Annotated in this window: 14 protein-coding genes; 6 read left to right on the top strand and 8 right to left on the bottom strand. The window is 73.3% G+C overall.

Going from position 1 to position 16,054, the window contains the following annotated elements:
- Positions 1 to 102 precede the first annotated feature (102 nt).
- From LY13_RS23285 to manB, 3 genes are all read right to left on the bottom strand, one after another.
- Entirely contained in the window at positions 103 to 645 is a 543-nt protein-coding gene (locus tag LY13_RS23285) for a hypothetical protein (protein ID WP_253830699.1), read from the bottom strand.
- Between the two features lie 361 nt (positions 646 to 1,006).
- The gene (locus LY13_RS23280) at positions 1,007 to 1,903 is read right to left on the bottom strand and encodes a DNA-3-methyladenine glycosylase family protein (protein WP_253830698.1); all 897 of its coding nucleotides are present in this window, start codon (positions 1,901 to 1,903) and stop codon (positions 1,007 to 1,009) included.
- Complete coding sequence (gene manB, locus LY13_RS23275) at positions 1,896 to 2,984, bottom strand: mannose-1-phosphate guanylyltransferase (RefSeq protein ID WP_253830697.1); 1,089 nt, start codon at positions 2,982 to 2,984, stop codon at positions 1,896 to 1,898. The genes LY13_RS23280 and manB overlap by 8 nt, the downstream gene beginning before the upstream one ends.
- A 148-nt stretch (positions 2,985 to 3,132) precedes the next feature.
- Here manB and LY13_RS26070 point away from each other — a divergent pair, with 148 nt between their 5' ends.
- On the top strand, positions 3,133 to 3,792 hold the full coding sequence (locus LY13_RS26070) for a hypothetical protein (RefSeq protein ID WP_308216385.1): 660 nt from the start codon (positions 3,133 to 3,135) through the stop codon (positions 3,790 to 3,792).
- Between the two features lie 6 nt (positions 3,793 to 3,798).
- Here LY13_RS26070 and LY13_RS23265 read toward each other — a convergent pair whose 3' ends face one another.
- The gene (locus LY13_RS23265; RefSeq protein WP_253830696.1) at positions 3,799 to 4,461 is read right to left on the bottom strand and encodes a response regulator; all 663 of its coding nucleotides are present in this window, start codon (positions 4,459 to 4,461) and stop codon (positions 3,799 to 3,801) included.
- Positions 4,458 to 5,612, bottom strand: a complete 1,155-nt coding sequence (locus LY13_RS23260) for a sensor histidine kinase (RefSeq protein ID WP_253830695.1) — start codon at positions 5,610 to 5,612, stop codon at positions 4,458 to 4,460. The genes LY13_RS23265 and LY13_RS23260 overlap by 4 nt, the downstream gene beginning before the upstream one ends.
- A 157-nt stretch (positions 5,613 to 5,769) precedes the next feature.
- Between LY13_RS23260 and LY13_RS23255 the strand changes: the two genes are divergently transcribed.
- Positions 5,770 to 6,663, top strand: a complete 894-nt coding sequence (locus tag LY13_RS23255; protein ID WP_253830694.1) for an ABC transporter ATP-binding protein — start codon at positions 5,770 to 5,772, stop codon at positions 6,661 to 6,663.
- Positions 6,660 to 7,433: an ABC transporter permease gene (locus LY13_RS23250; RefSeq protein ID WP_253830693.1), complete on the top strand. Its 774-nt coding sequence runs from the start codon at positions 6,660 to 6,662 to the stop codon at positions 7,431 to 7,433. Before LY13_RS23255 ends, LY13_RS23250 begins: the two co-directional genes overlap by 4 nt.
- A 14-nt stretch (positions 7,434 to 7,447) precedes the next feature.
- Here LY13_RS23250 and LY13_RS23245 read toward each other — a convergent pair whose 3' ends face one another.
- From LY13_RS23245 to LY13_RS23235, 3 genes are all read right to left on the bottom strand, one after another.
- Positions 7,448 to 8,311 carry a glycosyltransferase family 2 protein gene (locus LY13_RS23245; RefSeq protein WP_253830692.1) on the bottom strand — a complete coding sequence of 288 codons (864 nt, stop codon included), beginning with the start codon at positions 8,309 to 8,311 and terminating at the stop codon, positions 7,448 to 7,450.
- Positions 8,312 to 8,630: 319 nt separating this feature from the next.
- Positions 8,631 to 9,761: a glycosyltransferase family 4 protein gene (locus tag LY13_RS23240; RefSeq protein WP_253830723.1), complete on the bottom strand. Its 1,131-nt coding sequence runs from the start codon at positions 9,759 to 9,761 to the stop codon at positions 8,631 to 8,633.
- A gap of 159 nt (positions 9,762 to 9,920) precedes the next feature.
- Entirely contained in the window at positions 9,921 to 11,012 is a 1,092-nt protein-coding gene (locus LY13_RS23235) for a glycosyltransferase family 4 protein (RefSeq protein ID WP_253830691.1), read from the bottom strand.
- A gap of 275 nt (positions 11,013 to 11,287) precedes the next feature.
- On the opposite strand from LY13_RS23235, the gene LY13_RS23230 reads away from it, so the two are divergent.
- Genes LY13_RS23230 through LY13_RS23220 form a run of 3 tightly spaced genes read left to right on the top strand, consistent with a single transcriptional unit; the run spans position 11,288 to position 15,847 of the window.
- Positions 11,288 to 12,211: a glycosyltransferase family 2 protein gene (locus LY13_RS23230; RefSeq protein ID WP_253830690.1), complete on the top strand. Its 924-nt coding sequence runs from the start codon at positions 11,288 to 11,290 to the stop codon at positions 12,209 to 12,211.
- A gap of 29 nt (positions 12,212 to 12,240) precedes the next feature.
- Positions 12,241 to 14,754: a glycosyltransferase gene (locus LY13_RS23225; protein WP_253830689.1), complete on the top strand. Its 2,514-nt coding sequence runs from the start codon at positions 12,241 to 12,243 to the stop codon at positions 14,752 to 14,754.
- Positions 14,747 to 15,847 (top strand): glycosyltransferase family 4 protein, encoded by a 1,101-nt coding sequence (locus LY13_RS23220; RefSeq protein WP_253830688.1) that lies wholly within the window; start codon positions 14,747 to 14,749, stop codon positions 15,845 to 15,847. Before LY13_RS23225 ends, LY13_RS23220 begins: the two co-directional genes overlap by 8 nt.
- Positions 15,848 to 16,054: the final 207 nt, after the last annotated feature.

Here is a 16,054-nt window from a genome sequence, read left to right as displayed (position 1 = left end):
TGCGGTTCCAGGGGCGCGTGTTCTGCGCTCAGGGCCGCGTGTTCGGCGTTCGGACTCCCATCGGGTGCGTCCGAACGCGCGTGTGGATGCCGCGTCCGCGGCTCACGGGGTGAGTGCTCGGGAGAACGCGACCTCGTGCTGCTCCGGAACCCACGCCACGGAGTCGCCGAAGCGCACCGGCCGGTGCCCGGGCGGACTCACGTCCTCGAGGATCTCCTCGACGACGTCGCCGTCGCCCCAGTCACCGTTGTTGTCCACTTCGTACTCGCGATGCCGGCCGTCGACCCGGTACGCGAACCGTCCACCGTCCGCGCCGTCCTCGAGTCCGATGTCGTTGACGACGTCGGACACGCGGTCCGCGGTGCCCGCCGCCGTCGAGGCCCAGTGCAGGAAATCCTCGTACGCCTCGTCGTGGTCGACGAACTCGTAGTCGACCACGAACACGCGCGGGAAGAGCGGCTCCGGATCATCGCCGTCGACCTGGGACGGCCGGTCCATGACCAGCAGTGTCTCCAACAGCCCGGCGGAACCCTGCTGGTACGCGACGTCCTCGGCGGTCACCGCTTCCCGGGGTTCGAAACCGAACGACGCCAGCTTCGCCAACGCCGCGCGCAGGTCCTCGTCGGTCACCGTCGCCTTGCCCATCGTGGGTGTCTCCCTGTCCGCCCGTGGTCGGGCTCGTGCGTCCGGTTGCCACCGGCTCGCCACTACGACGGCACAGGCCGCGTGCGGGATCCCCGCCGACGGACGACGGTGACGCTGCACACGTCAGCGCGTCGATGACCAGGGTGGATCCGATGCCGTGGGGCGAGAAGCACGGGCTCGCATCCGGACAGGCGGCACCAGGCGACGTGCGGGAACAATACGAGCCCACGAAACCGCAACACGATCCCGCGAAACCGCAACACGGCCCCCGGAAACCGCAACACGAGCCCGCCAATCCGCAACACGCGCCCCTGAAACCGCAACACGATTCCCGGGATCCGCAACACGGCGGCCTGGGCGGTCAGATGGCGCGGTAGTCGCGGACCGGGTGGCGCGAGCCGTAGCGGGGGCGGGTGTGGCCCGCGGCCTCGAGGTAGCGCACGACGCGGTGGCGCTGCGGCGCGTACGGGGCGAGGACCTCGTGCATTCCGGCGTCGTCGAGTTCGCGGCCGAGCAGGGCGTGGCCGACGACCGCGGGGATGTGGAAGTCGCCGAAGCTGACCGCGTCCGCATCGCCCCACGCGCGCTGGGCCACCTCGGCGGCGGTCCACACGCCGATACCCGGCACGGTCCGCAGCAACCTCCTGCCCTCGGCTCCGCCCAGGGACGCGGCACGTTCCAACCTGCCCGCCACCGTCGCCGCGGCCCGCAACGCCCGCCTGCGCGCGAGGTCCACCCCGGCCCTGTGCCAGTTCCAATCCACAATGGACAACACGGCGTCGGGGGTCGGCGGGACGTGCATCCCGTCCGGCGCGGGACCCGGTGCGGGCTCGCCGAATCGCCGGCACAGCTCCCGCCACGACCGGCGCGCCTCGTAGCCCGTGACCTTCTGCTCGAGCACCGCGGGCACGAGCACATCCCACACCCGCCCGGTCGCGCCCAGCCGTAACGCCGGCAGCGTCCGCCGTGCCCGCGCGACCGCGTCGTGGTGCGCCACGAACCCGGAATCGTCGTCGGCGGCGCCCAGCAGCGCGGGCAGGCCCTCGAGGATCGCGTCGGCACCGTCGCCCCACGCGGTGCCGATGACGTCCACATCGGACCGTGACACCCGCAGCGTGGCGGGCCCGCACGAGGTGTTCGCCGTCAGCCAGATGCCGCCGTCACGCCGGAAACACGGGTCGGCATGGCCACGCCGCAACGGTGCCAGCACGGCGTCGGGATCGACGTCGAAACCGGGTCGCCACCGCCGTTCACGCATCGCTGGAGAACCGGATCGCGCCGGGCGGCAGCTCCACCTTCGGCCACACGCGCGCCCCGTCAAGGAGTTCGCAGCCCTCGCCGACGCTCACGCCGTCGCCGAGTGCGACACCGCGCAGCACCGCACCCTCGCCCACGCGGGAACCGGCGCCCAGCACGGAACGCTCCACCACGGCCCCGGCCTCGACCACGGCACCGTCGAACAGCACCGACGACGCGACCCGCGCGCCGGTGCCGACGACGGAACCCGCCCCGAGCGTCGACCCGCCCGTGACCTCGGCGTCGTCCGCCACGGCCGCACCGGCCAGCTGCAGCGCCTCGCCCGTCGGCCCGGACAGCGCCGACGTCGGCGCCACGCCCCGCACCAGGTCGGTGCTCCCCTGCACGAACGTCTCGGGCGTGCCGACGTCGAGCCAGTAGGAGTCGTCGACGAACCCGTGCACGTGGGCGCCCGCCTCGAGCAGTCCGGGGAACGTCTCCCGCTCGACCGACACGCGCCTGCCCGCCGGGATCCCGCCGACGACCTCGCGGCGGAACACGTAGCACCCGGCGTTGACCTGGTCGGTCGGCGGATTCTGCGTCTTCTCGAGGAACGCCGTCACGCGGCCGTCGGCGTCGGTGGGCACGGAGCCGAACCGGCTCGGATCGGCCACACGCTGCAGGTGCAGGGTGACGTCGGCGCCCGACGAGCGGTGCGTGCCGACGAGCGAGCCGATGTCCGTTCCGGACAGGATGTCGCCGTTGAAGATCACGACGTCGTCGCCGCGGAGCCGGTCGTACACGTTGCGGATCGCCCCGCCGGTGTCGAGCGGCTCGTCCTCGACGACGTACTCGAGTTCGAGACCGAGCGCGCTGCCGTCGCCGAAGTGCTCCTCGAACACCTCGGCCTGGTACGACGTGCCGAGCACCACATGTGTGATCCCCGCCGCGCGGATCCGCGACAGCAGGTGCGACAGGAACGGCACGCCCGCCGTCGGCAACATCGGCTTCGGCGCGGAGAGGGTCAGCGGGCGCAACCTGGTGCCTTTACCGCCGACGAGCACCACGGCGTCGACCGCACCGCCTCCGGACGAGGACCCCATTCGAGCCTGCACCTACCCTTTCTCGTGGCCCTCCGGCGACAAACCGGGGGAAACGCTGACGGTACCGAACCGGAGGGCCTACCCTAGTGGCAGAATCCGGCGGCCCTTCCACCGAGAGGGCCTGGTCGAGCATCGGGGAGGCGAGGGCATGGACCCCCGCGATCGAGCGGACGCCGTACTGGCTCGGGCGCAGCGGCGCTCGGGCGTGGTGACGCCGGACAACATGCGGTCACCGATGGACTCGGACGACACCCAGGTCATCCCCTCCTCGGTCGTGCGCAGCGCCGACCAGGACCCCGACGCCACCGCCAAGGTGCCCGCGTCGGTGATCGAGCGCAACGACGAGAGTCACCTCTCGCAGCCGTCGCCGACCGTGCCGCTGAACCAGCGTGAGGCCGCCGCCCGCGCCGCAGCCGACCCCGCCGCGTCCTCGCAGGACACCGCTCCCCAGCAGACCGCTCCTGCGCTCGCGGAGAACGCGCGCACCCAGCCGTTGGCGCCCCAGGGCGCTCAGCCCGTGGACACGGCGAACGCACCTCCGGACATGACGTTCACCGGCGTGCCGGTCACGCCCGGCGCCCGGAATCCCGCTGCCCAGAACGCCGCTGCCCAGAACGCCGCTGCACCGACCAGCGCCTCCCAGAACAGCGCGCCCGCGAACACCGCACCGCAGAACACCGCGCCGCAGCCCGCCACCGGCGACGACGGCCGGTCCGACGAGGCCTCGGCCGGCGGATTCGTACCGACCACGAAGGTCGAGCCCGGCAGCGGCACCTCCGAACTGGCCCGCCGTCTCGAAGGCCTGTGACGCCGATCAGCCGTCGCCGTCGGTGAGCATCCCCAGCTCGAGCGCACGGAGCACGGCACGGGTGCGGTCGCGGACGTAGAGCTTCATCAGCACGTTCGACACGTGGTTCTTCACGGTCCCCTCGGCGAGTCCGGCGGCGTCGGCGATCTCACGGTTGTTGAAACCACCGGCCAGCAGTCGCAGGATGTCCAGTTCCCGGTCGGTCAGCGGTTCCGGCGCGGGCAGGTCGGTGAACTCGCGACGCTCGCCGGACGCCTCCGCGGCACGGACGAGCCGCTCGGTGAGCGCGGGCTGCACCAGCGAACCGCCCCGGGCCAGCGTGCGGATGGCGTGCACGAGGCGGTCGAGCGTGACGTCCTTGAGCAGGTAGCCGCGCGCCCCGGCGCGCAGCGCCTTCAACACGAGCTCGTCGTCGTCGAAGGTCGTCAGCACCAGCGCGGGCACGTCGAACCCGCGGTCACGCATCGCCTCGAGCGTGGCGATCCCGTCGCGCCGCGGCATGCGCAGGTCGAGCAGCAGCACGTCGGGAGGGTCGCAGGTGAGCACGTCGAGGGCCTCCTCCCCGTCGGAGGCCTCGGCCACCACCGCGACGTCGTCGGCGAGGCCGAGCAGACTCAGGATGCCCTGCCGGACGAGCGTCTGGTCGTCGACGACACCGACGCGGATCACGGTGCGGCCACCGGCATCGCGGCGGGCGGCAGTTCCAGGTCGACGGCGAATCCCTCGTGGCCGTCGAACGTGACCGACCCGCCGACCTGTTCGGCGCGTTCGGTCAGCCCGGTGAGCCCGTGGCCGAGCCGCAACGCCGACGTGCCGCGGCCGTCGTCGCGGGCCCGCAGCACGACACCGCCGTCGGACCGGGCACGCACGTCGAGCCAGAGGTTGTCCGCGTCGGCGTGGCGGATCGCGTTGGTGACGATCTCCTGCGCGCAGCGGACGAGCACGGTGATCCGCTGTTCGTCGACCTCGACGTCGTCGGCGACCGTCAGGTGGCCCCGCGGGCGCGGCAGGTCGCGCACCACGGTCTCCAGTGCGGCGCGCAGTTCCGGCGGGCGGGACCGCAGTTCCCCCACGGTCGACCGGACGTCGGTGAGCAGTTCCTTCGCGAGCAGCCGCGCCCGTTCGACGTCGTCGCCCGCGGCGCCGCTCACCCGGTGCGACGCCGTCTCCAGCTGCAGCGCCAGCGCGGACAGCTTGTGTCCCAGCACGTCGTGCAGTTCCCGGGCGATGCGGAGGCGTTCCTGGGACTGACTCGACTCGGCGAGCAACGCCGTGGCGCTGCGCAGTTCGGTGTGGGCGACGGCGAGGCGTTCGTTGGCTTCCTGCTCACGCCTGCCCGCCCAGGTGGTGAACAGGCACAGCACCTGCAGCACGGCGTACAGGGACGTGCTCAGCAGCAGGTCGAGCAGGCCGACCCCGTGCCACAGCCCCGCCGCGGCCACGACCACGGTGTTGCCGGCGACGATCCCCACGGCCAGTCGCGCCGGCGCGTACTGCGCCGCGATCGCGACCGCGAACACCAGCAGGATCGGCGTCACCCCACGGTTGCCGGACAGCAGCACGATCCCGGCCCCGCAGGCCGTCGTCAGCAGCGCGCAGCCCACCACGCCGGCGCGGTGTCCCCACGTCCCCGAGACCACCGTCGCCACGAATGCGACGAGAAATCCGGCGTAGCAGACCAGCCACAGCCAGAACGGGCCGCCCGTGACCGGTTCCGTGGCGCCGCCGGAGAGTTCGACGAGGACGATCGGCGTCCCGACGACGAGGTAGATCACCAGCCCCGCCGTCGCCGCTGCCACTTCGAGGCGTTCCTTGCCCATCCGCCGAGTCTAGGAGTGCACCCGCCGGCAGGCACCTGCCGGAAGTCATGCCCGCGAGACGTGACCTTCGGCAGCCGACACCGCGCCCGCCGCCTGCCTAGCGTCACCGGTGACAGCAGGCCGACCGGGCGGACCCGGCACACGAAAGGCGGGCGACATGGCCGTCATCGAGGTCAGAGACATCCACAAACGCTACGGCGAAACGGTCGCGGTCGACGGCGTCTCCTTCGACGTCGACGCGGGCGAGATCTTCGGCGTGCTCGGCAGGAACGGGGCGGGCAAGACGACCACCGTCGAGATCATCGAAGGACTGCGCGCGCCCGACACCGGCCGGGTGCGGGTGCTCGGGCTCGACCCGACGCGGGACCGCAGGGCGCTGCGCGCGGTGCTCGGCGTGCAGCTGCAGGAGGGGACGCTGCCGGACAAGGCGACGGCGGGCGAGATGGTGCGGTTGTACCGGTCGTTCTACGCCGACGGCGCCGACCCGGACCGCCTGCTCGGCGAACTCGGACTCGACGACAAGCGGGACACGGTGGTCGACGAGCTCTCCGGCGGGCAGCTGCAGCGGCTGTCGATCGCGTTGGCGCTCGTCGGCAAGCCGCGCGTCGCGGTGCTGGACGAGCTCACCACCGGCCTCGACCCGCGGGCGCGCCGCGACACGTGGGAGTTGATCGAGCAGGTACGGCGCGCGGGCGTGACGATCCTGCTGGTCACGCACTTCATGGACGAGGCGCAACGGCTGTGCGACCGCATCGCCGTGTTCGACCGGGGGCGGATCGCCGCGCTGGACACGCCCGGCGGGCTCGTCGCGCGCACCCACGGCCGCCGCGGCGCGTCCCTCGACGAGGCGTTCCTCGCGATGACCGGCACCGACGACGAGGGCGACGGACTCGACGACGTTCTCGGCGGTGCCGCGCTCGACGAGGACGGCCGCGCCCGCGACGGTGCGGCATCCGGTGGCCATCGTGCCGTCCGCGACGGTGCGGCATCCGGTGGGCCGCGTCGCGACGGCGCCCCGAGCGACGGTGCGGACGGGCAGGTGCGGTCATGACCGCCGCCGTGACGCCGCCGCGCGGTCCGGGGCTGCGGGCGTGGCGGGCGCTCGTCGCGCACGAGGGCCGCATGGTCCGCCGGGACACCGCGGGGCTGGTCATCCCGCTGGGCCTGCCGATGCTGCTCCTGGTCATGAACGGCAGCGGCGACTCCCCGCCCGTGCCCGGCCTGGGCGGCATGACGTACCAGCTCGCCTACGTGCTGCCGATGGTGATCGTGCTGACCATCGCGACCGTCGGCGTGATCAACATGCCGTCGTTCCTGGCGACCTACCGCCGCTACAAGATCCTCCGGCGGCTCGCGGTCACACCGGCGCGGCCGTCGATGGTGCTGGTGGCGCAGGCCGTGGTCGGGCTGGCGCAGGCGGCGGCCGGGATCGTGCTCGTCGTCGTGGCCGCGGCCGTGCTGTTCGACCTGTCGCCACCCGCGGACCCGCTCGGCCTCGCGGTCGCACTCGTGCTGACGACGACGGCGATGTTCGCCCTGGGCATGCTGGTCGCGGCGGTGTCCCCGACGCCGAACGCCGCGCTGGCCATCGGGCTCGTGTCGTTCTTCGTCCTGATGGCGCTGGGCGGCGGGTTCGGTCCCCGCGGCAACCTGCCGGACGGCGTCGCGACCGTCGGTGCACACCTGCCGTTCGGCGCCGGACTCGACGCCCTCAGGGCCGCGTGGACCGGCGGGCCGCTCGACATCGCCCAGCTCGGTGTGCTCGCCGGCGTCACCGTCGTCGCCGCGGCGGTGTCGGCCCGGTTGTTCCGGTGGGAATGAGCCGCTGGAAGTGATCAGGCCCGACGGGTCTCGAGCTTCAACCGCAGCCGCAGGCCGAGCTTCACGGCTGCGAGGAACGGCTTCCACCGGAACCCGCGGTGCCGGTCGGCCAGGTAGCGGTAGGCGCTGTCGTGGTGCACGGCGAGCATCGTCGCCGACGCCTTCGACGTCGACTCGCCGCCGATGTGCATCACGGCCGCCGATGGCGCGTAGACGTTGAGCCAGCCGGCCCTGGCGATGCGGTCTCCGAGGTCGACGTCCTCGAAGTACATGAAGTAGCGCGGGTCGAACCCGTCGACCGAGTCGAACGCCTCCCTGCGGATCAGCTGGCACGACCCGGACAGCCACCCCGCGGTGCGTTCCGTGGGCTCGCCGCTCTCCTGCCGGTAGGCGCGGGTCCACGGGTTCGACGGCCAGATCTTGCCGAACACGGCGTGACCGATGCCGCGGCCCGGCGACGGCAGCAGCCGCGCCGACGGGTACACCGACCCGTCCGGTTCGCGGATCAACGGCCCGAACGCACCGCCGCGGGGCCACCGCTCGGTGACGGCGAGCAGCGCGTCGAGCGAACCGGCGTCCCATTCGAGGTCGGGGTTGGCGACGACGACCCAGCCCACGTCGTCACCGAGTTCGGCAACCCCGCGGTTGGCGGCGGCGCCGTAGCCGAGGTTCTCGCCCATCGGCACCAGGCGCACGTTCGCCCGCTCGGCCGCTTTCTCGGGCGCACCGTCCACGGACCCGTTGTCGGCGAGCACGACCTGCACGTCGCGGCCGGTCGCCGAGGCGAGGGTGTCGAGGAACCGTTCGAGGGTCGCGCCCGGGGAGTACGTCACGGTCACCACCGCGACGCCGTCACCGTAGGTCTTCGGCTCGGTCACGCGGACATTCTGCACCCGCCGCACGGGCCCGCCCCGGATACCCCCGAGGGCACCTTCGGTGCGTTCGACACAGCCACGCGTCGGCGTGCCGATGAGAGGCGGGGCCGGGCCGGCGGGCGGGAGCCACGACTCCCTCCCCTCGCGGCCACAGCCACGGGAGCGGCCACAGCCACGGGGAGCGGACGAGCATCACCGGCCCCGAGTCCGCAACACGCTCCCCTGCGGGCGCAAGACGGTCCCCTGAATCCGCAACACGGTCCCCTGGGGGCGCAACACGGTCTCTTGGGCGCCAGGACACGCGGCGGGTGGGTAGCCCGTGTCAGTGCGGCAGGCGGGCGGCGTGGACGGCCCTGTCGTAGGCCTCGCGGTGGCGTTCGGCGGTGGAGCACCACGAGAAGTCCTTCGCCCTGCGCTGCGCGGCCGAGGCCAGCCGGGAGCGGCGCGCCGGGTCGTCGAGCAGGTCCCGCAACGCGGCCGCGACGTCGCCCGCACCGACCCCGCAGTAGGCCACCGCGTCACCGCCCACCTCCGGCAACGCCAGCCGCCGCGTCGTCAGCACACAGGCGCCCGACGCCATCGCCTCGAGCACCGGCAACCCGAAGCCCTCACCGAGACTCGGATACGCGACGAGCTCGCTGCCGCCCAGGAAACCCGCCAGGGTGTCGAACGGCAGATAACCGGCGCGGATCACGCGCAGCCGGTGCGGCACCGAGTCGAGCGCGGACTCGACCTGCCGGTCCCAGCCGGGCTGGCCGGCCAGCACGAGCGCGGGCGGCTGCGCCATGTCCTCGACGGCGTGGGCGAACCCGCGAACCAGGGCGGGCACGTTCTTGCGCGGTTCGAGCGCGCCGAGGAACGCGACGTACGGCGTGGCGCCGAGGCCGATGGCGTCGCGCGCGGCGCGGCATTCCTCGGGCGAAGGCACGTGGAACCGCTCCTCGTCGACGCCGTGGTGGACGACCTCGACGCGCGCGCCGGACGCCGGGGTGACCCGCGCGAGTTCGTCGGCGGTGGCGTCGCTCGGTACGACGCACACGTCCGCGCGCCGCAGCGCGGTCGAGGTCCACGCGCGGAAGAAGCGCGCCTTGACCGACGAGTGGAGCACCGGGTCGGTGAAGAACGTCGCGTCGTGCAGCGTCACCACCGAAGCGGCGCGGCTGGCGAGCGGCATCGTGTAGTGCGGCGAGTGGACGACGTCTACGCCGAGCCGCCCCACGAGCCGTGGCAGGGTGGTCTGTTCCCAGGTCAGGCGGGCCGTGCGGGTCGCGGTCGACTCGGCGGCGGGCACGATCTCCGCGTGCGGGGCGAGGCCGGCGTACAGCTCGGTGTCGCGCGGCTGGCACACCACGGAGATCGCCGCCCCATCGGTGTCGAGGGCGGCGACCAGGGAGTCGACATATCTGCCGACGCCACCGCGGTCGGCAGGCACAGCGGTGGCGTCGATCAACACTCTGGGATCGGCCACCCGAGCAGGGTACGACTCCCGGCGTCCCGGTTGTCGGGTGTTCGCCAAAATCACGGCGAGGTCACGGTGGCATCACGGCCGGTCAGCGGGCTGTGGACCACTCCACTGCCACTCCACCCGTGGGTCCTGCCGGCTCCCGCGGGTTCACTCGGTCCGGGACGCCGTGTGCAGCCGCCAGATCGCCTCAGCGGCCTTCCGCCACGTGAACGCCCGCGCACGCCTGCGCCCGGCACGTACGAGAGTGTCCGCGAGGTCGCCGCAGGCCAGGACCTCCCGCAACGCCGTCGCGAGCGCGTCGTCGTCACCGCGCGGCACGCACCGGCCCGCACCACCGGCGACCTCGACGAGCGCGGGCGCATCCGAGTGCACGACGGGCACGCCCTCAGCCATCGCCTCCAGCACGGGCAGGCCGAAGCCCTCGGCGAGACTCGGCACGGCCAGCACGCTCGCGCCGCGCAGCACCACGACCAGGTCGGCGTCGGGAAGCGCGCCGAGGACGCGGAGTCGCTCGGGCGGCAGGCCCGCGTCGGCGGCGATGCGCCGCGGGTCCAGGCCACCCCACCCGGACTGTCCCGCCAGCACGAGCGTCGCACCGTCGACGGCGGCCGTCGCCCGGATCAGTGTGTCGATGCCCTTGCGCGGTTCGACCGTGCCGACGGCGAGCACGTACCGCTCCGGCAGCTCCGGCCGTGCGGCGGACGGATCCGGTTCGGGCCAGGTCGTCGTGCCGTGGCCGACGACCCGCACCGGGGCGGGGCCGGTGACGTGGCGCGCGAGGTCGTCGGCGACCGCACGGGTGGGGACGACGACGGCGTCCGCGCGGCGCAACGCCGTCGTGATCGCGGCGCGGTGCCAGGCGACGCCGCGCGGGGTGAGCGTGTCCGGGTGGGTCCACGGAACGGTGTCGTGCACGGTGACCGACACCGTGCGGCCACGGGGTGCACGCGGCGGTGCGAGGGGTGTCGGCGCGTGGACGGCGTCGCCGCCGGGCCACCAGGGCAGGCCCCGCCGCCACAGTTCGGCGAGCACCCGCCGCGGCACCGGCAGTACCCGCGGTCCCGCGACACCGGGGAACCGCACGGCCCCGACGTCCGCGTGCCGCGCGACGACACCGCCCACCCGCCAGCCGTCCGGCGCGGTCTCCACCAGCGCGCGCAGCAGCTCCGCCGTGTACCGGCCCGTCCCGCCCGGCACCGGCGCCAGCACCTGCTCGGCGACGACCGTCAACTCCCGCACGGCGGCCATTCTGCCCCCAAGGGCACCTTGGTGGCGTCAACACAGCCACGCGTCTGCGTGTCCGTGAGGGGCGGTGGCCGCGCCGGCGGGTGGGAGCGCCTATCCTTCCCCCGATCATGGTCGGCACCCGCCCCGGCCTCGACCACCGCGAACCTCCACCACCGCGAACCACCACCGCCGCGCACCTCCACCACTGCCACCACCGACCCGACCCACCACCGCCGCGGCGTGCCTCCCGCTCACCACCCGGCCGCCGCGCTCGCTACGGTGCTGTCATGCCCGCCACCACCGTCGTCGTCGTGACGTGGCGCGGTGCTGCCCACCTCGGCGACTGCCTCGACGGGCTCGCCGAGCAGACACGTCCACATCGGACACTCGTGGTGGACAACGCAGCCGACGACGCGACCCGGCGGGTCCTCGCCGACCACCCGAGCACCCCCGAGGTGCTCCGGCTCGACACCAACACCGGCTACGCGGGCGGCATCGCGGCCGCACTCGACGACGTCGACACCGAGTTCGTGGCGTGGCTGAACGACGACGCGGTGCCCTCCCCCGACTGGCTCGCCGCCGTCGAAGCCGCCGCGGGCCCGACCATCGGCGCCGTCACCGCGAGGCTCGTCCGCCCCGACGGCACGGTGCAGTCCACCGGCGTCGGCCTCACCGCCGACGGCCACGGCCACGACCTCGCCGCGACCCCCGCGCCCGCGCCGTTCGGGTTCTGCGGCGGCGCCGCCCTCGTGCGCACCCGCGCCCTCCGCGACGTCGGCGGCGTCCCCGCCGAGTTCTTCTGCTACTACGAGGACACCGACACCTCGTGGCGGCTGCGCCTGGCGGGCTGGGACGTCGCGGCCGTCCCGACCGACGTCCACCACCGGCACGGCGCCAGCACCCGGCCCGGCTCCGCCGCCTTCCACCGGTGGAACGAGCGCAACCGCCTGCTGACCCTGCTGCGCTGCGCCCCCGCGGGCGTCGCGGCGCGCGAACTCGCCCGGTTCACCGCGCTCACCGCGGTCCTGCCGCTGCGCAGACTCCGCGGCCGCGTCGACCCCGAGACCGCCAACTTCGACCCGCGCCTGCGCCTGCGCGTGCTGGGCGACATCGCCCGCCGGACACGCTGGGTGTGGCGGACGCGGCGGGACGTCACCCGCCGTTCGTCGGTCGGCCGAGGCTCCGTCTGGCGGCGCTGGGCAGGCGGATAAGCTGGGGCGGCTGAGGGGAAGGAGCGCCCGTGCCGCAGCAGGACCCGGCATCACCGCTGGTCTCGGTCGTCGTCGTGAACTACCGCGGCGCCGACGACACGATCGCGTGCCTGCGTGCACTCGCCGAGCACGACTATCCGAACCTCGAGGTCGTCTGCGTCGACAACGCCTCCGGCGGCGACGACGTGGCGCGCATCCGCGAGGCTGCACCGGACGTCCGGCTCGTCACCTCGGACACGAACCGCGGCTTCGCGGGCGGCTGCAACCTCGGCGCCCGCGAGGCGAACGGCACCGTGCTGGCCCTGCTCAACAACGACGCCCGGCCCGCGCCCGGCTGGGTCGGCGCCGCCGTGGCGACGCTGCGCGCCGAGCCGACCGTGGGCGCAGTCGCGAGCAAGGTGCTCGACTGGGAGGGCACGGGAACCGACTACGTCGACGCGGGGCTCACCTGGTTCGGCATGGGCTACAAGCGCCACGCGGGCGGGCCGATCGCCGACGTACCGCGCGGCGACCACGAGGTCGCCAAGGACGTGCTGTTCGCGACCGGGTCGGCGATGTTCGTGCGCTCGTCGGTGTTCGCCGAGCTCGGCGGATTCGACGAGCGCTTCTTCATGTTCTACGAGGACGTCGACCTCGGCTGGCGACTGAACCTGCGTGGCTGGCGCGTGCGGTACGTGCCGGAGTCGCTGACCTACCACCGGCACCACGCCACGATGTCCGCAGTGGACTCGCCGGACAGCGGCAGGGAGACGTTCCTGCTGGAGCGCAACGCCCTGGCCGCGCTGTACAAGAACGCCTCGGACGAGACCCTCGCCCGCGCGCTGCCCGCGGCACTGGCGCTGACCGTGCGCAGGGCCACCGCGCGGGGCGAGCTGGACCCGACGAAGCTGGACCTCGAACACGGCACCGGACCCGCCGAGACGGCGGCCGTGCCGGTGCCGCGCAGCACCCTCGCCGGTGTCCTGGCGATCGACCGGTTCGTCGAGCAGCTGCCGTCGCTGGCCGAGTCGCGGGCCGCCGAACAGGCCGCGCGCGTCCGCACCGACGCCGACCTGCTGCCGTTGCTGCGCAACGCGCTCGAACCCGCCTACCCGCTCCCCGACTACCTCGCCGCCCACGACATCCTCGTCGAGGCGTTCGGCATCGAGCGCGCGTTCGGCACCCGCCGGAAGGTGCTGGTGCTCACCGGCGACGCGATCACCGAGCGCATGGCGGGCCCGGCGATCCGCGCGTGGAACATCGCCGAGGTCCTCTCCGGCGAGCACGACGTCCGGCTCGTCACGGTCAACCCCCTCGCCGAGCCGCCGCCCGCCCCGTTCCCGGTGAGCGCCGCGCGCAGGCGTGACCTCCGCGAGCCGATCGGCTGGGCCGACGTCGTCATCCTCCAGGGCCACGTACTCGAAATGGCACCTGCGCTGCAGTCCGAGTACGCGCACAAGATCGTGGTGTGCGACCTGTACGACCCGATGCACCTCGAACTGCTCGAACAGACCAAGGATGTGCCCGACGACCGCCGCGCCGCCGATCTGGAAGGCGTCACGCGCGTGCTGGACGCCCAGTTGCAGCGCGGCGACTTCTTCCTGTGCGCCTCGGAGCGCCAACGGCACCTGTGGCTCGGCCATCTCGCCGCCACCGGCAGGCTCACCCCGCGGCTCTACGACGCCGACCCGACGACGCAGTCACTGCTCTCGGTCGTCCCGTTCGGACTGTCGGCCCGGCCGCCGCAGCGCACCGGCGACGGCCTGCGATCGTCGCTCGGACTGTCCGAAAGCGACCGTGTCGTGCTGTGGGCGGGCGGCGTGTACAGCTGGTTCGACCCGCTGACGCTCGTGCGCGCCGTGGAACGGCTCAGCACCCGCCACGACGACGCGCGGCTCGTCTTCCTCGGCATGAAGCACCCGAACCCCGAGGTGACCGAGATGGACATCGGCGCGCAGACCATGCGCCTGTCCGACTCCCTCGGCCTCACCGGCAAGCACGTGTTCTTCAACGAACAGTGGGTGCCCTACGACGACCGCCAGAACTGGCTCCTCGACGCCGACTGCGGGGTCACGACACACTTCGAGCACATCGAGACGACGTTCGCGTTCCGCACCCGCGTACTGGACTACCTCTGGGCCGGCCTGCCGATCATCACGACCGACGGGGACTCGTTCGCCGACCTCGTGCGGCGCGAACGACTCGGCGTCGTCGTCCCGGCCGAGGACACCGACGCACTCGCCGACGCGCTGGAGCGGTGCCTGTACGACACGGAGTTCGCCGACGGCTGCCGCGAGCGCATCGCCGCGGTCGTCGAGCGGTACACGTGGCCGAACGTGCTCGACCCGCTCGTGCGGTTCGTCCGTGACCCGCGTCCCGCTGCCGACCGGCTGGCAGGCGCGGCCGACCTCACGGCGGAACCGCCGCTGAACCGGGCCCAGAAGCTCCGGCGCGACGCGGCGTTGGTCAAGGAATACCTCGGCGACGGCGGGCCGACGGAACTGGCCCGCAGGGCGGCGGGACGCGTACGCAAGGTCGTGCGGACGAGGCTGGGTCGTGACTGAACGCGGCGGCGGACCCGTGCGGGTGCTGCTCGACGGCACCCCGCTGCTGGGTGACCGGACGGGCATCGGACGGTACACCGCGTCGCTGTCCGAGGAACTCGCCTCCCTCACCGACGACGTCGACCTGCGCGCCGTCGCGTTCACACTGCGGGGCTGGCGCACACTGCGCACGGTCCTGCCGCACGACGTCGCCGCGCGCGGCATGCCCGTCCCCGCGCGGATCCTGCGGAAACTGTGGGTGCGTTCGTCGCTGCCGCCCGTGGGCCTGTTCGCCGGGCGCTACGACGTCGTGCACGGCACGAACTTCGTGCTGCCTGCCAGCGTGCGCGGCGCGGGCGTGTTGACGATCCACGACCTGGCGTTCCTCGACGCCCCCGAGGAACTGCCGCCCAGCGACGCGGAGCTGCCCGAACTGGTGCGCCGCGGCGCCCGGCGGGCACACGTGATCTGCACCCCGACCGCCGCCGTCGCCGACGCCGTCGCGGAACGACTCGACGTCGACCGCGACAAGATCGTCGTCACACCGCTCGGCGTCGACGCGGGCTGGTTCACCGGACGTCCGCCGAGCGTGCGCACCCGCCAGCGGCTCGGCCTGCCGTCGCGGTACCTGTTGTTCGCAGGCGCACCGGGGCCGCGCAAGGGCCTCGACTGGCTGCTCGAGGCACACGCCGCCGACCCGTCGCTGCCTCAGCTGGTGTTCGCGGGCCCGGGCCGGTTCCCGCCCGGCAAACGGCGCCACCACGTCGGCTACCTGTCCGATGTGGACCTGCAGCGGGTGGTGGCGGGCGCCTCGGCGCTGGTGCTGCCGTCACGGGACGAAGGGTTCGGACTTCCGGTACTCGAGGCCATGGCGTGCGACACCCCCGTGGTGTGCTCCGACGTGCCCGCACTCCGCGAGGTGTCGGCCGGTCTGGCGCACCTCGCGCCGTACGGTGACGTCGACACGCTCGCCGCCGAGCTGCGCGCCGCCGTCGACGAGCCCAACGCCGCGTCGACCGCCGCCACGCGCCGCGCCCACGCGGGCAACTTCACGTGGCTCCGCTGCGCCGAAACCACCCTCACCGCCTACCGCACGGCCACCGGCACCCCCTGACCCGGACGCCGTGTTGCGCTTCTCGGGGCGCGTGTTGTGTTTCTCGGGGCGCGTGTTGCAGGTTCCGGGCACCGTGTTGCGGGTTCCGGGCGCGTGTTCTGTGCACGCCCGTCCCCCGTTACCTTTTTCGTGGCTCCTTGGTCGAGGGGCTCCTGGTCTCCAGGTCCGGCATGACTGATGCCCCCAGTCGAACGCATGATCCGGGGG

This window comes from Prauserella aidingensis (genome assembly GCF_024171865.1).
Taxonomy (GTDB): domain Bacteria; phylum Actinomycetota; class Actinomycetes; order Mycobacteriales; family Pseudonocardiaceae; genus Prauserella; species Prauserella aidingensis.
Note: the sequence above shows the minus strand (reverse complement) of the source record. Positions and strands in the feature narration are given on the sequence as shown.